The 18,700-nt window shown below is 34.7% G+C and carries 14 protein-coding genes; all 14 read left to right on the top strand.

From position 1 onward, the window contains the following. The first annotated feature begins 27 nt into the window (after positions 1-27). Positions 28-1,401, top strand: a complete 1,374-nt coding sequence (locus DWW68_RS10190; RefSeq protein ID WP_158576881.1) for a family 16 glycosylhydrolase — start codon at positions 28-30, stop codon at positions 1,399-1,401. Between the two features lie 84 nt (positions 1,402-1,485). Next, entirely contained in the window at positions 1,486-2,487 is a 1,002-nt protein-coding gene (locus DWW68_RS10185; RefSeq protein ID WP_021952102.1) for a LacI family DNA-binding transcriptional regulator, read from the top strand. A gap of 29 nt (positions 2,488-2,516) precedes the next feature. Further along, the gene (locus DWW68_RS10180; RefSeq protein WP_118590008.1) at positions 2,517-5,696 is read left to right on the top strand and encodes a cellobiose phosphorylase; all 3,180 of its coding nucleotides are present in this window, start codon (positions 2,517-2,519) and stop codon (positions 5,694-5,696) included. A 207-nt stretch (positions 5,697-5,903) separates the two neighbouring features. Beyond that, positions 5,904-6,104: a hypothetical protein gene (locus tag DWW68_RS10175; protein ID WP_118590010.1), complete on the top strand. Its 201-nt coding sequence runs from the start codon at positions 5,904-5,906 to the stop codon at positions 6,102-6,104. A 21-nt stretch (positions 6,105-6,125) separates the two neighbouring features. After that, positions 6,126-9,452, top strand: a complete 3,327-nt coding sequence (locus DWW68_RS10170; protein WP_118590012.1) for a VWA domain-containing protein — start codon at positions 6,126-6,128, stop codon at positions 9,450-9,452. After that, positions 9,452-13,741, top strand: coding sequence for a transglutaminase-like domain-containing protein (locus DWW68_RS10165; RefSeq protein ID WP_158576879.1), 4,290 nt, complete (start codon positions 9,452-9,454; stop codon positions 13,739-13,741). Before DWW68_RS10170 ends, DWW68_RS10165 begins: the two co-directional genes overlap by 1 nt. Next, complete coding sequence (locus tag DWW68_RS10160; RefSeq protein WP_118590016.1) at positions 13,738-14,238, top strand: hypothetical protein; 501 nt, start codon at positions 13,738-13,740, stop codon at positions 14,236-14,238. Before DWW68_RS10165 ends, DWW68_RS10160 begins: the two co-directional genes overlap by 4 nt. A gap of 225 nt (positions 14,239-14,463) precedes the next feature. Beyond that, positions 14,464-14,703 (top strand): hypothetical protein, encoded by a 240-nt coding sequence (locus tag DWW68_RS10155; RefSeq protein WP_118590018.1) that lies wholly within the window; start codon positions 14,464-14,466, stop codon positions 14,701-14,703. An 8-nt stretch (positions 14,704-14,711) separates the two neighbouring features. After that, entirely contained in the window at positions 14,712-15,086 is a 375-nt protein-coding gene (locus DWW68_RS10150; protein WP_118590020.1) for a hypothetical protein, read from the top strand. Positions 15,087-15,110: 24 nt separating this feature from the next. Next, on the top strand, positions 15,111-16,373 hold the full coding sequence (locus tag DWW68_RS10145) for a leucine-rich repeat domain-containing protein (protein WP_118590022.1): 1,263 nt from the start codon (positions 15,111-15,113) through the stop codon (positions 16,371-16,373). A 141-nt stretch (positions 16,374-16,514) separates the two neighbouring features. Further along, on the top strand, positions 16,515-16,952 hold the full coding sequence (locus tag DWW68_RS10140; protein ID WP_118590024.1) for a hypothetical protein: 438 nt from the start codon (positions 16,515-16,517) through the stop codon (positions 16,950-16,952). Continuing rightward, complete coding sequence (locus tag DWW68_RS10135; RefSeq protein WP_118590026.1) at positions 16,949-17,446, top strand: hypothetical protein; 498 nt, start codon at positions 16,949-16,951, stop codon at positions 17,444-17,446. The genes DWW68_RS10140 and DWW68_RS10135 overlap by 4 nt, the downstream gene beginning before the upstream one ends. A gap of 14 nt (positions 17,447-17,460) precedes the next feature. Then, positions 17,461-18,057: a hypothetical protein gene (locus tag DWW68_RS10130; protein ID WP_118590028.1), complete on the top strand. Its 597-nt coding sequence runs from the start codon at positions 17,461-17,463 to the stop codon at positions 18,055-18,057. Then, entirely contained in the window at positions 18,039-18,551 is a 513-nt protein-coding gene (locus DWW68_RS10125; RefSeq protein WP_118594994.1) for a hypothetical protein, read from the top strand. The genes DWW68_RS10130 and DWW68_RS10125 overlap by 19 nt, the downstream gene beginning before the upstream one ends. Positions 18,552-18,700 lie beyond the last annotated feature (149 nt).

Below are 18,700 nucleotides of genomic sequence, written 5' to 3'. Positions count from 1 at the left end.
TTAATATTAATGAAAGGGCAAAAAAATATGAAGATTTTTAAGCAGATCACTTCAATTGTAATGGCAGTAGCCATGGTGGCCACGATTATTGCTGTAAATCCGGTAGACGCAAGTGCTAAAGTAACTATTAAGTCCGGAAAGAAGATTGCTTTAACCGTAGGCAAAAAAACAACAATTAAGGTAAAACAAAAAGGTGCAAAATTCACATCAAGCAATAAGAAAATTGCAACTGTAACTAAAAAGGGAAAAGTAACAGCCAAAAGACCCGGAGCATGTAAAATTGTGGTTAAAGTTGGAAAAAGCAAGAAAAGTGTTCCTGTAACTGTTACACCACCAAACATTACAATTGACAAGGCAAAAAATGCTTCAGACAAGGGTATTGAAGTAATGTGGGAAAAATCAGGTAACAGGTATATAACAGGTTATTATGTATATTACTCCACAAATGCTAAAAGCGGTTTTAAGTCTGTAAAAGTTGGTAATGTAAGCAGAACAAAAATTGACAATTTAACAGTAGGCAAAACATATTATTTTAAAGTCAAGGCATACTCAAAGGTTGGTAAGAAAATATACACCAGTGCCAAATATTCAGGAGTTGTAAGCGATAAGGTTCGTAAAATGGTTTGGAATGATGAATTTAAAGGAACAGAGCTTGACACAACAAAATGGAATAATAATGGTGCAACAGGTGCCGGCGGATACGGAAACAAGGAACTTCAGAACTATCAAATGAGATTTAGTGAAGTAAAAGATGGAAATCTGATTATTAAGCCACAGTTTGAGTATAATCCTGAAACTAAATCATGTGTACCTAATCGTTATTATTCAACTAAAATATGGACTAAGGATATGTATTCATTAAAGTATGGTAAAGTTGAGTTTAGAGCTAAATTACCAAAAGGTCAGGGAACATGGGCAGCAGGCTGGATGTTAGGATATGGAAAATGGCCGATGTGTGGTGAGATAGACGTTTTTGAATCAACTAAAGATGAAACAAAAACAACCATACCACAGTCTATCCATTGTCAGAGATTTAACGGAATGTCAACAAGTTCAGGAAATAAGTACAAAAATGCTATTGTAAAGGATGCAACAAGTGCATACCACACATACGGTGTTGTGTGGACACCTGATTCAGTTACATTTACCCTTGACGGAAAAATAACATGGACTTATGATCCGGATATGTACGTTGCTACAGGAAAGGGTGTAAACGTTCCTGCAATATGGCCGTATAATAAAGATTTCTACCTTATCATTAACTGTGCTATAGGTGGGGTTCTTGGTGGAGATGTAACGCCGAAGTACTGGACAAAGATTAATGAATACAATACAAATTCAGGAATAAGACAAACATATCAGGATTATATGTATGTTGACTATGTAAGGGTATACCAGTAAAACAATAAAAGATTTGTCCGGCGAAGAGAAGGAAAACTCTTTGCCGGATAGAAAATATGTTTAAAGAAAAATGGAGGTTATTGTATGGTTACAATAAAAGATGTTGCCAAGGAAGCAGGAGTGGCAATCTCAACAGTTTCAAATGTTTTTAACAGAGCTGATATCGTAAGTGAGGAAACAAAGCAGAAGGTATTATTGGCAGTAGAAAAATTGCATTACATTCCAAATATGAATGCAAAATTACTTAAGTCTAACAGAAAAAATACAATAGGCCTCTTTTTAACAAGTTTGCAGGGAGACTTCTATAAGGTATTAATACAGGCTGTTCACTTACAGTGTAAATTAAATAACTATATGTTAAATATTTATGTAAGTAACGGAAACTCACCGGACGAAATCTATAGAATGATTATTGCATCAGGAGTAGCAGGGGCAATTATCTATCATGAAGATTTAACAGGTGATTATGTTAAGAGAATAGCTACAGTTAATATTCCTATGGTATTCCTTGACAGGGCCAGCAAAGGAAGAAATATTTCAGGTGTGTTATCAGATGATAAGTTAGGTGCAACAATGGCTGTTGATCACTTAATTAAACTTGGTCACAAGAGAATCGGATATATGCATGGAAATGAATCGGGAGATGACAAGCATCGTTACGAAGGTTACGTTGAAATGATGGAAAAGAACAATCTCCCTATAGACGAAAACATTGTTTTAAGAGGTTATTATGAAGAATCTTTAGCGTATAGTGAAATGCGCTCATTGCTTTCTAGCGGTGTAGAACTGCCGGACGCAATGTTCTGTGCCAATGATGAAATGGCATGGGGATGTATACAGGCATTGCAGGATGTGGGAATTAAAGTTCCGGAACAGGTAAGCGTAATAGGTTATGATGACAGCACATTAAGTGCTTATTACGGAGTTCCACTTACAACAGTTCACAATCCGATTACAGAAATGGGCAGTGCCAGTGCCAATGAACTTTTCAGATTATTAAATGATGAGGGAGATAAGAGTGGTACTGTAACTAAGCTTTCTCCAAAGATGGTCTACAGAAGTTCATGTGGAAAGTGTAACAAGTAAAAAATAGATATATTCGTAAGGAGATTATAATGGAAAATTACAGACTTGAAGGTAAGACTTTTGTAATTGATGATTATGACAGATTACCTGCATTCTCAAGTTTTCTTCCTGGTCTTGCAGGTGTGAAAGGTATTCCAATGTGGACTTTTTACACCAACAGAGGTCAGGGAATGAACAGTTTTGGTATTGACAATAAGGGAAATGCCATTATGGAGTTCAATTCAGCAAATACAGCATTTGAAAATACAACAGTAAAAGGCTTTAGAACATTCTTAACCATAGACGGAGAATATTATGAACCATTCTTCAAATATGAAGATGATGCAAAACGTCAGATTCGTATGAATAAGAATAGTTTTAAAGTAATCGAAAGAAATGAAAAATACGGAATTGAAATAACAGTTAATTACTATGTTTTACCAAACGAAAGCATTGGAGCATTAGTAAGACAGGTTTCAATTAAAAACATAAGTGGACAGAAAAAGAACATAGAGATAATTGACGGACTTCCAAAGATTATTACATATGGTATTTCTAATGGTGAATTTAAGGAAATGTCAAACTTATTTAAAAGCTGGGCATATATCAAAAATATTGATAACAAAGTTCCTTATTATACACTTAGAGCTTCAACAAAGGATTCAGCTGAGGTATCAGATGTAGAGGGTGGTTACTATTATCTTACAGTTAAGGACGGAAAATTACAGGATGTAATTTACGACGTTGATACAGTGTTTGGTTATGATTTATCCCTTATGACACCGGTAAGATTTATTGATGGTGGCATTGATAATGTTCTTGGAAAAGAACAGTGCTTTGCTAACAAGGTACCTTGTGGTTTTACACCATTTAAGACACAGTTAGATGACGGAGAAGAATTCTCCTTTGATACAATGATGGGCTTTGCAGGTTCTGTAGATCAGATTAACGCAAAGATAGACACATTCTGTAAAGAAGGATATTTACAGGACAAATTTGTGGAAGCAGAAGAGTTAGCTGAAAGCTTTACTTCAGATGTTAAAACACATACTGCAGCAGGCAAGTTTGACCAGTATATTGAGCAGTGCTATTTAGATAACTTCCTTCGTGGAGGATATCCATATGTACTTAATAAAGACGGAAATAAATCAATTATTCACCTGTTTAGCCGTAAACATGGTGATCCTGAAAGAGATTATAATTTCTTCTCAATTGCAGCAGAGTATTATTCTCAGGGTAATGGTAACTTCCGTGATGTTTCACAGAATAGAAGAAATGACGTGTTCTTTAATAAAGATGTTGGGGACTTTAACGTAAAGACTTTCTTTAGTTTAGTTCAGGCAGACGGATACAATCCGTTAGAGGTACGTCCAAGTCTTTTCAATGTTATTGAAGGAAAAGAGGAAGAAGTTAAGGCATATGTAAAGGAAAGCATTGATGGTGATGCATCTGCCATTGTTAAAATAGTGGAAGGTAAATTTACACCGGGACAGATTTCCAATACAATCGCAAGATTACAGTTAAATCTTAAAGTGGATGATGGTGAATTTATTGCCAATATTTTAAATAACTGCAATCAGAATATAGAAGCCGGTTTTGGCGAAGGATACTGGAGTGACCATTGGGATTATAATATGGATCTTGTGGATAATTATTTATCAGTATTCCCTGACAAAAAGGATCAGTTCCTGTTTGGAGATGATACATATAAATTCTATGACAGCGTTGCATATGTTGTTCCAAGAGATGAGAAATATGTAATTAACAAAAAGGGTGATGTACGTCAGTACGGCATGGAAGTTGAAGATGAGGAGAAACTTGCAAGAGAAGGATTTAACAAGTGGGCAACTAACTGGTTAAAGGAAAAGGACGGCAAGACTGTTCATACAACCCTTGCAGTTAAGATGATTATTTTGGCACTTAGCAAGTTCGCCCAGATGGATATGGATGGAATTGGTGTTGAAATGGAAGGTGGAAAGCCTGGCTGGAACGATGCAATGAATGGACTTCCGGGATTGTTTGGTTCAGGAACACCTGAAACTTTTGAACTGAAGAGACTTGTTAAGTTTATTACAGATAATTTCGGTGGTGACGGATTTGTAGTAATGCCTGTTGAAATATCAAAATATTTAGATGCAGTTAAGGCAGAGCTGGACAAATATAATGCAGGAACCCTTAATGACTTTGAATATTGGGATGCTGTTGCATCAGTAAGAGAAGCTTACAGAGCTGCAACTAAGCTGGAATTTAGTGGAGATAAGGATTCAGTATCTAAGGCACACATCGTTGAAGTTTTTGAAGCATTTGCAGAGAAGATTGAAAAGGGTATTGAGAAGGCTGTAGAAATTGGAAATGGTCTTGTTCCTACATACTTTACTCATGAAGCCGTAGATTTTGAACCTGTAGTAGATGAAAATGGTGAGCCGGTTATTAGTCATTACGGATTACAGAAGGCAAAGGTTAAGGCATTTAAAGCGGTTCCTCTTCCGTATTTCCTTGAAGGTCCTGCAAGAATGATGGGATATGTTGATGTTGACACAGCAAGAGATATGTTCAACAAGGTAAAGAAAACAGATCTTTATGACAAGAAACTTGCCATGTACAAAACATCTGCATCAATTGAAGGATGCTCCATGGAAAATGGTCGTTGCCGTGCATTTACACCGGGATGGCAGGAGAGAGAAAATGTATTCCTTCATATGGAATATAAATATATTCTTGCTATGCTTAAGGCAGGCTTATATGATGAATATTATGACACAATAACAAGAGCACTTATACCGTTCCTTGATCCGAATATGTATGGAAGAAGCACATTAGAAAATTCTTCTTTCCTTGCATCAAGTGCAAATCCTAATCCGGATGTTCATGGAAGAGGATTTGTTGCAAGACTTTCAGGTTCTACAACAGAAATGATTTCTATGTGGATTGAAATGTTTATAGGTGACAAGGTATTTACATACGAAGATGGAAAGTTAGTTCTTAATTTTGAACCAAAACTTGCTAACTGGTTATTTGATGAAGGAAAGGCAACCTTCAGATTGCTTTCAACATGTGATGTTACATATGTAAATAACACAGGCAAGAATACATTTGGAAAGGATGCAGCTAAGGTATCTAAGATTGAAATCAATGGAGAAGTTGTTTCAACAGAACCAAAGATTGTGGGAGAAAAGGCTGAAGCTGTAAGAAACGGTGAAATAGACAAGATAACAGTTTATTTTGAATAAGTTTTCAGATGATAAAATAAAATAATATGATTTTTTTATCCGGCAGGAAATCCTGCCGGATATTTTTTATGCTAAATTGCCTGTAATGTAATAGTAATAATATGATATTATTGGAAGTATTATACAAAGTTACTGGAAAAGCTTGAAAAATGTTTTTATAAATTCTATAATGTTTTTATTCGAAAAACAAAGGGGAGGACTTATCCAATGAATACCAAAGCATTAAAATTTTTAGCACATGCACTTGTATTTATGATGATTGTGGAACTGGCAGTCATGAACATAAATATAAGTGCTTTTTCAATTGAAACGATATCATTAGCTGAAATGGACAGATTAAAATGTCAGTCAGTTAAGTGGATTAAAAAAGAACAAAACAGGGATGGAAGTTTTGGTGATAACATTTAACTTTATGAAACATCCCAAATATTGGAAAACTTAGCTTATGAGGAAAGCTTAGCAGATGAAAAAGAGAAGGCGTTACAATGGCTTAAAAAATCTGAAACTAAAAGTAACGATGACATATTCAGAAAATTCTTAGCAATTACCCAAAATAATAAATTAGTAAATAAAAATCAGGAAGAAATAGAGTTTGCAGAGCTCCAAAATAAAGATGGCGGGTTTGGAATTTCAAAAGATTATAAAAGTGATGTTTTAGACACTATTCTTGCAGTGGAGTGTATGGAGAAAAGCGAAAAAGATAATAGTGAAAAAATAACTAAAGCTGTAAATTATCTTAATCTTTGCCAAAATGAAGATGGTGGATTTGCTTTTTCGGGAGAAAAATCCAGCAGTTACCTTACAGCTTTGGTATACAGGGTTATTAAGGGAAATACAGCTTCATTTAACAAGGCAGGAAAAGAAACATTAAAAAAATGCAGGGAGTACATAAAAAGTAACGAAAAAGATAACACACTGTGGGGAACTGATGAGGAAACAATGAAAAATTCACTTATGTGTTCACTGGCGCTGGCGGAGGATGATGATGATACATTAAACAGAATTTCAGTTATCTCAAATAAAGTGGCTGAAGATGGCAGTTTATTTGAAGATATAGAACTTACAAGTCTTTACATTAGTTTGGTAAATGAGTATGAAGAAGCAGCCGGAAAGCTAAATACAGGTAATGTATTAATAAAAGGAATAAAGATAAGTTCTGAGAAGGAAAGAATAGGCGCCTATTCAGAAGTTAAAATAACACCTGATATTATAGGAATGAAGGACAATTATAAGGTAATTGTTGTTGTATCAGGAAAAGAAGGTTATTCACAAATGTTGAATACAGAAGGGAACAATACCTATTTATGGAATACAGAAAATAATATTGGTACTTTTGAAGTTCTAGTTTCAATAGTTGATAACATCAAAGGAGAGGTTATAGCAAGCAGGTTAAAGGCTGTTGAAGTATTAGAAACATTTGAAGTTCAATCTGTTAATAGTAATATTTCTCCAAAAGCATATAAAATTAATTCAGGTAAAAAAATAATAATACAGCCGTCAGCATATGTTTTATCAAATGTAAGTGATGAAATAACCGCAGAGGTAAGTATTATTGGGGACAATGAAAAGGTTTTATACAAGGCGGAAAATAAAAAAATTGGTGGAGAGAATTTAAAGGAAGTTATTTTTGATGATTTTACATATGTTCCGGATATAAAAGATACAACCATTGTCAGGGTTCAAACGAAAATATTAAGAAAAGGTGTGGAGCAAAAGACCAAAAACAATTATGTGAAGATATATTCATCCACAGACGAAAATAGAATTGACATAGATTATAAGGTTAGCAGTAACTTCATTGACACCACAACGGACAACATAAATGTTGATTTTTCATTATCAGGAAAAGGTTTATCGGAAACAATTAAAAGAAAACCAATGGACATAATGATAATGCTTGACAGTTCCGGAAGCATGTCAAAAGAGGATTGGAAGAAAGCGGTAGATGGTGCGAAATTAATAATAGATAACAAGCAGCCGGAAGACAGAGTGGCAATGTTTGATGTTACTTTGAACAGATACATTGGAGATTTTACAAATAATGAAAAGGAAATAAATTGGGGGCTTGAGAGAGCCTATGGCAAAGAACCGAACGGTGGAACATTCACGTATTATGCCATAAATTATTTTTCAGGTTTTTTTGACGAAGATGACAGAGACAGGGTAATATATTTATTTACTGATGGAACGAGAAGTCAAGGGATAGATAGCAAGACACTTGATGAAGATAAAATCAGAGAAAAGAATATTAATATTTATGGTGTTTATCTGGAAAATGATTATTCGATGGAAAAAATCGAAGAAGCAAAGGAAATAATGGAGTATATCACAGAAGTAGGTGGAGGACGCTGGGTTAATTCAAAGGATAACGGCGAAATTATCAGTAGTGTTAGGGAATTACTGGGAGATATTTTCAAAATGGCAGGAAGAAATGTGAAACTTTCCATGACACTGGAAAATGATATTCCATTTTCAAAAATAAGTTTTGATAATAAACCTGATGAAGTGATAAAAAATGAAGATGGTACAACAACAGTAATCTACAATAGAAATTATTTAAGAGTGGGGGAGGACCGGAATTTAGACATTAAATATGACATTTCAAATATGTTCTTTGAGAAAGATATAAATTTAATTAAAGACATAAAATTTTCTTACGTTGATGAAAATGATGAGAACATAGAAATTAACTTAGATGACATAAAGATTGGTGTTTCAAACAATAAAAGTTCAGCTATACCGGATATAAAAAATGAAGATGAAAGTGAGGATGAGAGCACTGTTAAAATCGAGAAAAAAGAAGGAAACAGTATATTGTCCCACAATAAACCGGAAGAAACAATAATGGATGAAAATAAGGGACAAGTCACAGGAAAAATGTCATTATCTGACAATAGAGTATATGTTGGGGATGATATTACGGCAGATATTAATTTAACTGATTATAACAATTTAGAAAAGAAAAAAACAAATACAAGAATTGTATTAATCAATAAGGATGATGCCAACAGAATTTACATAACTGACGGTGAGATGGAACTTGCAGGTAGTAACGAAGCTGGTGAAAAGATAACTGTTAAAACTAAGAGCTATGAAGAGGGAAGTTATATTGCCATATATATGGCGGAGATTAATGGAGAAATGACAGCCCTTGATGTAGCAGGAATAGATATTTTGGAACACATATATATATTGAAAGTTACGGCAGGAACAGGAGGAAATGTAGAGGATAAAAGTGGGGAATACAAGAAGAACAAAGTAGTCACCTTAAATGCTAAAGCCAATAAGGGATATGTATTTGATAAGTGGGTAAGTGAAGATATATCATTGGACATTAATCAGGTAAATAGTTCACAAATAAACATAGTTATGCCGGATAAAGGCGTAAGAATAAAGGCAGTGTTTGTGAAAGAGAAAAATGCGGGTAGGGGTAAGGATGATAAAAATACTGTCAAAGATAACAAAAACAAAGAAGAAACTGCCAATAAAAGGGGTGGTTCTAAGACGGATTTAAATCATAGTAACAAAGCAAAAAACAATGTTGCAAGTATAGATAACAGAAGTGTTAAGGAAGAAAAAGAGTCAGAGTCAGTGAAATATATGGAAAACGGTAAGTCCATATTAAGTCCTACAACAGGTGATTTTATTACCAGGGATAATATTAGGATAATGATTCTGATACAATGTATAGCTTTAATTATCATTTGCGTAGCATTGAAGAAAAACAACAGGAAAGAACAAGAAGGGGTACAGTAATGTCATTAAGCATGTTTAAAAATAAATTATATAATACAATAATAGCAGCGTCACTTATTGTTGCAATAATGGTAGTATCTACTTATGCACCGGACATTTTGCCGGGAGAAAGTAAGTCGGATAAGACAATTGCATGTAATGAGATGAAGGGGGAAAAACCACAGATAAGGGTGGCTTCAGCAAAGAAATATAGCGATATTTCACAAGTGATGGAAGAATTAGAAGGTTCAACAGAGGGAGAAAAACAAAAAGACACACTGAATAATCTTGGAAAACTAATAAAGGATACAGAGGAAACAGTAAAAAAGGAAGTTAAGAACGCAAAGAAAAATACAACATCGGAAGAAATAATAAAAAGAGCCGACAGCTATGAAAAACTGGCAATGAATGGTCTTAACAGGGTTTCAGAAAAAATTGAAAAGCTGTCTGAAAAAATGAAATCAGGTACTGTTTCGGAAAAAGAAGTTAATGTTGAGATTGCATCAATAAAATCTGAAATAGAAGATATGCAAAAGTATGATGAGCCAAAGGTGGATAATGACGATGAGGCTCATGGAAGGGCAACGGGGTATGAATCAGAAAAAATAATTGGTGAGCAGATGGTTAAGTCTAATTACATAAATTATAGTGCTGATTCTACGGAAGCTGCCAACGAGTCATATCTTAAAATTAACGAAAGTATACAAAAAATAGCCGATTCATTGGAAACACCGGCAGAAATATATGAATATGTCAGAAACAATATTCAGTATAGGCAGTATACCGGTTTAAGACTTGGTGCCATAGGAACATATGAGCAAAAAGCAGGAAATGATCTGGATCAGGCGGCGTTACTGATTGCATTATTAAGATATAAGGGATATGAAGCAAAGTTTGTAACAGGCAATGTTGATATTGAAATAAATAAGGCAATGAACTGGCTTGGAGTTAAGACAGAAAAAGCAGCTGTTAATGCAATGTCAATGCTGGGAGTCTCAACTAATTATGGAATTAATGGAAAAGGCAAGATTACTAAATTGAGAATAGAACATGCCTGGGTAAAGGTGCTGGTTCCATATGATTCATACAGGGGTGCAGGAAAAGTTAGTGGAGAAAAGGTATGGGTAGATGTTGACCCGTCCTTTAAACAGTATGAAGAAGAGGTGGAAGATAATAGGGTAGAGAAATTTTTGCGGGGAGATACAGAAAAAAACGTTACTTATTCTAGTACAGAAAAATTGGAAGAAGCACTAATCAATTCAGATTACAAAGATATATTCAACGGGGATATTCAAAATAGCGAAAATGAAGTATCACAAAAGCAAAGTGAACTTAAGGACTTTATAAATAATAATGATATAGAATTAAAGGAAGTTGCTGATGCAGTAGGAATAAGAAATATAAAGAAGGTAGAAACCGGATATCTGCCTAACAGTCTTCCTTACCATGTAGTAAGCATAACGTATGAAGAAAATTACCTTACAGATGATTTTATGGATAAAATCACATTGGCAGTTAATAATGCACTGTACGGGGAAACCTTTGCTGAAACTGCGGATGCAAGCATTACATTTTATACGGCGGATTTATATGGACATAATGTAACATTAAGTTATGAGCCTGCAACCGATGAGGATGAAAAAATAATAGACAGGTATGGTGATTTATTTTCAACACCATCATATCTGGTAAGAGTGAAGCCGGTAATAAAGGTAGATGAGCAAAAGGTTCTTGAAGGTAATTCACAGATTCCGGGTACATACACGAACCTTGTAATGAATATAGCTGAGGCAGGAACTGATGAAGTAAAGGTGGAAAATCCCCTTGTTTCAGGTGGGATTTATGGAATTGTATTTGATTACAATACCATAAACAGCACTTATTTTGACACAAAATATGAAGAGCTTCAGTCCTGTGTTGATGAGGTTAAAAGTGGAAAAAGAAATCTGATTCAGGCAATGGAAGTTTTGACATGTACCGTGGGTCAGGAGTATTTCGGGTATCTTGATTTATACACACAGCTCTCGGCAAAGGCGGCCGGGGTACAGTGGGCAAGGTGTATCAGCCAATGCATAGTGGGGTACATGCCGAAGGTAAGCAGGATGATGGGAATGCCTGTTGCCATTAGTGACGGTTCATTATATATTGACGTGGATACTGATACATTAGGGGTTGCACCGAAGCAGGATGAATCTGAAAACAAAGATGAAGCTATCAGAGAAAATGCAGACGTAAAGAATTTTATGATGCTAAGTGGAGCGATAGGTTCGTATTTAGAGGGATATGTAATAGGTGAAGCAACAGACACTCAGGGAATATCTTCCATATCAGTTATTGAGGAGGCAAAGGAAAGAGGTATAGACGTTCTTACTTTGGCAAATGAAGATACGGATAAGTTAAATAGTCTTTCAATTAACGAAAATACCAAAAAGGAAATTCAAAAGGCACTAAATAATGGTAAACTAGTAATAGTACCAGAGAAAGAAATATCTTACTACGATTGGCGGGGAACCGGTTATATTGTATTAAATACCGAAAATGGTGCAGCTTCTTACATGATTGCAGGTGGTTTATGCGGAGGACAAAGTTCATCTGAAATTAGTTTGGTGCTGTTCACAGTGTTGGTAGCTATCGCAGCGGTATTTGCAATAGCCACATATGAGTATTTTGCATTATGCGCATTGGAAGCACTGATGAATGTGTTGGTATCCTTAGCATCAGGAATCAGCATTTTGGATATATGTGTGATAATACTTAGTGTAACAGGGGCATATTACGCCGGAAAGGAAATAATTAATGTAGGGGAATGGACGTCGGATTATGTGAAAAATCCTAACCGTGAAACGGCAGAAAAGATACTTGAGAAGGCTTTGGAAGCCTGGGTGATGGTACTCGTATTTGACTACGCAATGCCTAAAATAATGGAGGGCATAAGTTACGATGAGTCAGCTTTTTTCAAATTTATATCTAAAAAGTATGGAAAATGGAAAGTAATAGACATAGGGAAGGATGTCAAACCATCAAAACCGGATGTGGATCCGGTAGATCCGGGAGAAAATAAACCGGATGTGGATCCAGCAGATCCGGGAGAGAATAAACCGGACGTGGATCCTGCTGATCCGGGAGAGAATAAACCGGACGTGGATCCTGCTGATCCGGGAGAGAATAAACCGGGACCGGGAGACGGTGGTTCCGGCTCAGAAGGAGGTTCAGGGTCAGATAATACAGGAACAGGAGAAGATGATTACGGAACAGGAGGAGATTCAGATTCAGGTGGTTCAGGATCCGAAGAAGGCGACTCGGAAATAGGAAAAGACGACTCCGGAAAAGATGGAGAAAAAACAGATCCGGGAGTAGGAAAAAGCGATTCGGAGATAGGAGGAGGCTCAGGAAAAGATACAGGTACAGGGGGTACAGGAGGGGGAAAAGATACAGGCGGAAACAGAGCCATAGATGATTACTGGTATGGTATAAAGAATAAGTATGGGGACAAGTTCGCCAATGAACTGGAACCCTTTGGAAAAGACGGACAAACATTAATAAAGAGATATGAAGAAAATGGCAACATTCACGATGTAATTGATGTAATCAACAGTCTGCCGGAAACTGATGAAAAGAAGGGCATTCAGTTAATGATAGATTACCTTGATGACGCGGTGAAATTGTTGAAAAATAAAAACACTCTGTCATTAAGTAAGACGCTATGTAAAGGACTTAAGGAGAATAAAATAACTATAGATAAATTTCAGGAATTGAAGCTTAAGCCGTTAAAGGGTGAAAAATACACAGGAAGAGAGAAGGAGATAATTAAGTCTATTAGGGAAAAGTTTACAATAAATGAGAGTACTTTGCTGAGAAAATATATTAAGCAGGAAGATGTTGAAAAGTATGTAAGTGGAGAATATAATGCTGTAATAGGGTATATATCAAGGGTAGAAGACTATAATGATGTTGGAAATTTTAAGGATATTTTTGAAACATTTCGTCTGAATTACAAAGGCACACCATATCACTCAATAGACAAGTCATACTGGAAGATAGAATTTAATACTATATCAGATGATTTGGAGAGGATTAATTTGGACAAAACATATGGAATAGAATTTGGAGGTGGTAATGTAGATGAAAATCCATGTACAAGAAATGGATTTACGGGATCGGAAAATGGTAAAGTCATACCAGAATGGAACTTAAAAAAAGATGGAGTAGGATATGATAATAATGCGTTGATGACCAAGATTGAAAATGGAAAGATAGTGGAACAGTATAGGTACGTACAAAAAGAAAATTTATGGAGGAAAATAAAATGAGATTGAGAAGGGGTAGCTACATAACTTACAATGGGAAAGAAACATTGTTGTATAGAGATGGTGTTATTAATAAATTAGTAATTCCACTCTATGATGACGATTTTATAGATGACAAGTGCATACAGGATGAGTGGGGAGGTTACATTCGCCCCGTTACACCAGATGAGATAGGAAACATCCGTAGTGTCAGACCATACGCAATATATAAGGGACATAAGGTGGCATTAAGGGGAAGCAAGTTGTTTGAAAAAATGGCAATTACACCGACAAGTATGGATGATGAAGATTATGAAGAAACAATGAAAGCGTTAGGTATTAAACATGAATATAATGGAGAAGATACAGTATTTGTGCCCATCAAGGATTTGGATATTTATGAAAGAGTAAAGTATTATGACAGATACGAATATTTTAAGGGAATATATAAACCATACAAGATTGAGGATTACCATGTGATAATTAAGGACGGTGAGTTACATAGACATAAGGTGGAATAGACTTACATTTTAGAAGGTACATATAGACAATTGAATAATAAGATTGATTCTTCGAGTAATTGTGGCTATGTAGCCACAATTACTTTTGAAAAAAGTTGTTTCAATTTCTAGAAACATTTTTGAAAAAATATAAAAGACTTAATAAAGTGACGTGAAAAAATGGAGAGAGTAAAATGAAACTGAGAAGATATACGAAAACAACTATTTGTCTCTGATGGAGAGAGTATGTTCAATTCAGAAGGGAAACTAAAAATGTCTGCTAAACAAATAAAAGATTTTTTTGCACTAGAAAATATACCAGATAAGTTAGTAATTGTTGAACTACCTAAGAATACAATATTAGAGGTTAGTATTGTAGGACCTCAAGAAAGTTGGGGAAAAACGTTGGGTGGTGGAGTACAGTTTGCATTTCCATATGCAAAATATGAAACAAAGTGGTTTGAAAAAATAATAGAAATAAAATAGGAGATACAATGAAAATGCAGATAGACAACATAGAAATAAATAGTCATCTATCCTTTAGGGAAATAAGGGAGATATATGCTGGAAGAAGCAAGAATGTAGAAATTGTGAATGATGATGTTAAAATGATTATTGCCAGGACTGAACGGGATGAGGTATATAAAATCAGGTTTAACAGGGATGATATTATTCGTTGCATGGAAATATGGCCTGATTATAGTTGCTTTATGGAAATGCCGGAAAAATTTAATATTATTCCGGACAGGAATGCAGCAGAAAAATGGATTGAGCGATATATTAGAAAAGATGATAATTTAAAAATATCGTTGACACAAATTCATTCTTATGGGGTGCAATACGCGATATTAATAGATTTTTCTGTTTAATGAAACAACTTAGGAGGAAATATAATGGGAAATTTTAAAATAGTTAAGAGTGAATTGCTATACTATGAAGGTGATGAGACGGTTGTAGATGTACCTGAAGGCGTAAAAAATATACTGAAAAACAGTTTTGTCAAATGTAACAAGGTGGTTAAAATAAATTTTGCAAACACAGTAAAATCCATTGAGGAAAGGGCAATTTATAATTGCAGAGAACTAAAAAGCGTAAATATTCCGGAAAATATTGAAAATATAGGAATGGGAATGACATATGGATTTAATGGGGAAACAATAACCGTTAATAGTGATAATAAAAGATATAGTGATGGCGAAGGTAAAAATTGCATTATAGACAAGAAAGAGAGGAAACTCGTTTTAGGCTGTAAGACAAGCATAATACCTTTGACAGTTAACATAATCGGAAATAGTTCTTTTCGTGGGTGTCATACAATAAGGAGTATTGTTATTCCAAGTACAATTGAAAGGATAGAAGATTATGCTTTTTGCGGATGTGAAAATTTAGAAAAAATAACAATTCCGGAAAGCGTTAAGTATATCGGGAAAAATGCCTTTTGGGGGTGTAAGTTACTAAAATCTATAAACATTTCCAATGCGGTAAAAGAGATAAGAGAGGGTACGTTTAGTTATTGTAGCAACCTTGAATATATCAATTTACCGGATGGTTTGGAAAGCATTGAAAAAGAAGCTTTTAGTTACTGTAGTAGTTTAAAGAGGATTAATATTTCTGATAAGGTAAGAGAAATTGGTGAACGTGCATTTGAACTATGTGGAGCAATGGAGGAAGTCAGATTACCTGAAAATTTGGAGATAATAGGTGAAGGAGCCTTTTACTCTTGCATAAATTTGAAAAAAATAAACATGCCCATTGCTTTGAAAATAATTGGAAAGCAGGCATTTTATAATAATGCAGGCATTAGTAGAGTTAGGATTCCATCAAATGTGACTGAAATAACGGAAGAAGTGTTTTTGGGGTGCTCGAATCTGAAAAAAGTAATTATACCTAAATCTGTTAAACAGATAGGAGATAGAGCATTTTCAGGTTGTTACAAATTAAAGGAGATTGATATACCCTCTGGTGTAAATAGAATTGAAAACAATGCTTTTGCTTTTTGTAGTGGAATGAAAAAAGTTACAATAACAGGTAATGCAATTGTAATGTGTAATAACATATTTTTGCATTGTGATAACCTCGTCATTTACTGTGAAAATAAAACGGTGGCACAGGAGTATGCAAAAAATAATAAAATTAAGTACAGAATAATTAATTAAGCATAGTGAAATATAAATCTGGATACTTTTCTATAAAATTAACCACACACAGGAAGAGAGAAGGAGATAATTAAGTCTATTAGGGAAAAGTTTACAATAAATAAGAATACACTGCTTAGAAAATACATCAAACCTGAACAAGTGGAAAAATACATAAGTGGAGACTATACTTCAGTACAAGGCTGCATATCAAGGGCAGAGGATTACAGTGATGTTGGTGATTTTAGGGACATATATTATTCGTTCAGACTGGATTATAACCCACCAAAGGGTGGAGTTCATGATTACAGTCCGACCCAGACGTCATACTGGAAGATAGAGTTTAAGATTTTATATGGTGAATTGGAAAAGATTAACCTGAAAAACACATATGGTGATGCATTTGGAGGCAGTAATACGTTGCCTGATCCATGTACACAAAACGCATTCACAGGTTCGGAAAACGGAAAGGTCATACCGGAGTGGAACTTGGAAAACGGAATAGAGTACAATGATAATGCGTTAATAACAAAAATTGAAAACGGGAAGATAGTGAAACAATATGAGTTTTATGGTAAAAAATGGAGAAAGATAAGATGACATTGAGAAGAGGAAGATACACAGTATATAAAAGAAGAGTATATAGTCTTCATAGGATGGATAATGATTGCATGTTTATTTTTATTGATGACAATAAACTTTTAGATGATAAGTGCATAAAAGATAAATGGGGATATTATATTCGCCCCGTCACACCGGATGAGATAGGTGATATTTATTGTGTTACACCATATGCAATATATAAAGGACGTAAGGTGGAATTAAGAGGAAGTAAGTTGTTTGAAAAAATGGCAATAGCACCGACTGACATGGATAACACAGACTATAATGAAACAATGAAAGTATTAGGCATTCAACATGAATATAACGGAGAAGATACAATATTTGTGCCAGCCAAGGATTTGGATTTTTATGAAAGGGTAAAGTATTATGATAAATATGGATATTTTAATGGGACAGGAAAACCATACAAGGTTGAGGATTACCATGTAATCATTAAGGACGGTGAACTTCACAGATATAAGGTGGAATAAACATACACCTTGGAATGACAGAGAATGAAATAAGCATAGGCAGGTTTCAGGAACTTAAGCTTAAACCATTAAATAATGGAACATACACGGAAAGAGAGAAGGAGATAATTAAGTCTATTAGGGAGAAGTTTACGATAAATAAGAATACACTGCTTAGAAGAATAATTAAGCCACAAGATGCAGGAAAGTACATAAGTGGAGAATATACTTCTGTACGAGGATACATATCAAGGGCAGAGGATTACAATGATGTTGGTGACTTTGAGGATATCTTTGAAACATTTCGTTTGGACTACAATGATACACCATATCATTCAACAGACAAGTCATACTGGAAGATGGAGTTTAAGACTATACCGGATGATTTGAAAAAGATCAATTTGGACAATACATATGGGAAAGAATTTGGAGGCCTGAATGAAGATATAAATCCATGTACAAGAAATGGATATACAGGCGCAAAGAACGGAAAGGTAATACCGGAGTGGAACTTAAAAACGGAGGGGCTAAGGTATGATGATAATGCACTTATAACCAAGATTGAAAATGGAAAGATAGTGAAACAGTATAAATATGTGAAGGAGAACAAAAAATGGATAAAAATAAAATGATATTAAGAAGTGGTATATATACAGTATATAGAAATACAGTATATGAGATTAATAGGTGGCTGGACAGAGATGGAGAATATATTTACATTCATGATAAGGAGGATATGGATGATAAATGCATTAAGAAAGACGGATATGTAATTCGTCCCATAACTTCTGATGAAGTAAGTGAGGTTTATAGTGTCACACCATATGCAATATATAAGGGATACAAAGTGGAATTAAGAGGAAGTAAACTGTTTGAAAAAATGGCAATAGCACCGACAAGCATGGATAACACAGACTATGATGAGACAATGAAAGCATTAGGCATTAAACATGTATATGATGGAGATGATACAATATTTGTTCCTGCAAAAGACTTGGATTTTTATGAAAGAGTAAAGTATTATGACAGACATGAATATTTTAATGACATATTTCAACCGTATAAGGTTGAGGATTACCATGTAATCATTAAGGACGGTGAACTGCACAGACATAAGGTGGAATAAACGTACACCTTGGAATGACAGAGAATTAAAAACATATGTTTAAATGGGAATTGTGGATGTACGTCTGCAATTCCTTTTGAGAAAAACGATTTAAACAGAAGGTGGTTTGTCACATAAGGGAGAAGTTTACAATAAACAAGAATACATTG

Source organism: Eubacterium sp. AF16-48, from assembly GCF_003479405.1.
Lineage (GTDB): Bacteria > Bacillota > Clostridia > Lachnospirales > Lachnospiraceae > Eubacterium_G > Eubacterium_G segne.
Note: the sequence above shows the minus strand (reverse complement) of the source record. Positions and strands in the feature narration are given on the sequence as shown.

Coding starts and splice junctions, on each gene's coding strand:
- DWW68_RS10165 (WP_158576879.1), top strand. CDS start 9,452: ATGTCATTAAGCATGTTTAAAAATAAATTATATAATACAATAATAGCA.
- DWW68_RS10145 (WP_118590022.1), top strand. CDS start 15,111: ATGGGAAATTTTAAAATAGTTAAGAGTGAATTGCTATACTATGAAGGT.
- DWW68_RS10160 (WP_118590016.1), top strand. CDS start 13,738: ATGAGATTGAGAAGGGGTAGCTACATAACTTACAATGGGAAAGAAACA.
- DWW68_RS10190 (WP_158576881.1), top strand. CDS start 28: ATGAAGATTTTTAAGCAGATCACTTCAATTGTAATGGCAGTAGCCATG.
- DWW68_RS10130 (WP_118590028.1), top strand. CDS start 17,461: ATGACAGAGAATGAAATAAGCATAGGCAGGTTTCAGGAACTTAAGCTT.
- DWW68_RS10175 (WP_118590010.1), top strand. CDS start 5,904: ATGAATACCAAAGCATTAAAATTTTTAGCACATGCACTTGTATTTATG.
- DWW68_RS10185 (WP_021952102.1), top strand. CDS start 1,486: ATGGTTACAATAAAAGATGTTGCCAAGGAAGCAGGAGTGGCAATCTCA.
- DWW68_RS10180 (WP_118590008.1), top strand. CDS start 2,517: ATGGAAAATTACAGACTTGAAGGTAAGACTTTTGTAATTGATGATTAT.
- DWW68_RS10155 (WP_118590018.1), top strand. CDS start 14,464: ATGTTCAATTCAGAAGGGAAACTAAAAATGTCTGCTAAACAAATAAAA.
- DWW68_RS10150 (WP_118590020.1), top strand. CDS start 14,712: ATGAAAATGCAGATAGACAACATAGAAATAAATAGTCATCTATCCTTT.
- DWW68_RS10125 (WP_118594994.1), top strand. CDS start 18,039: ATGGATAAAAATAAAATGATATTAAGAAGTGGTATATATACAGTATAT.
- DWW68_RS10135 (WP_118590026.1), top strand. CDS start 16,949: ATGACATTGAGAAGAGGAAGATACACAGTATATAAAAGAAGAGTATAT.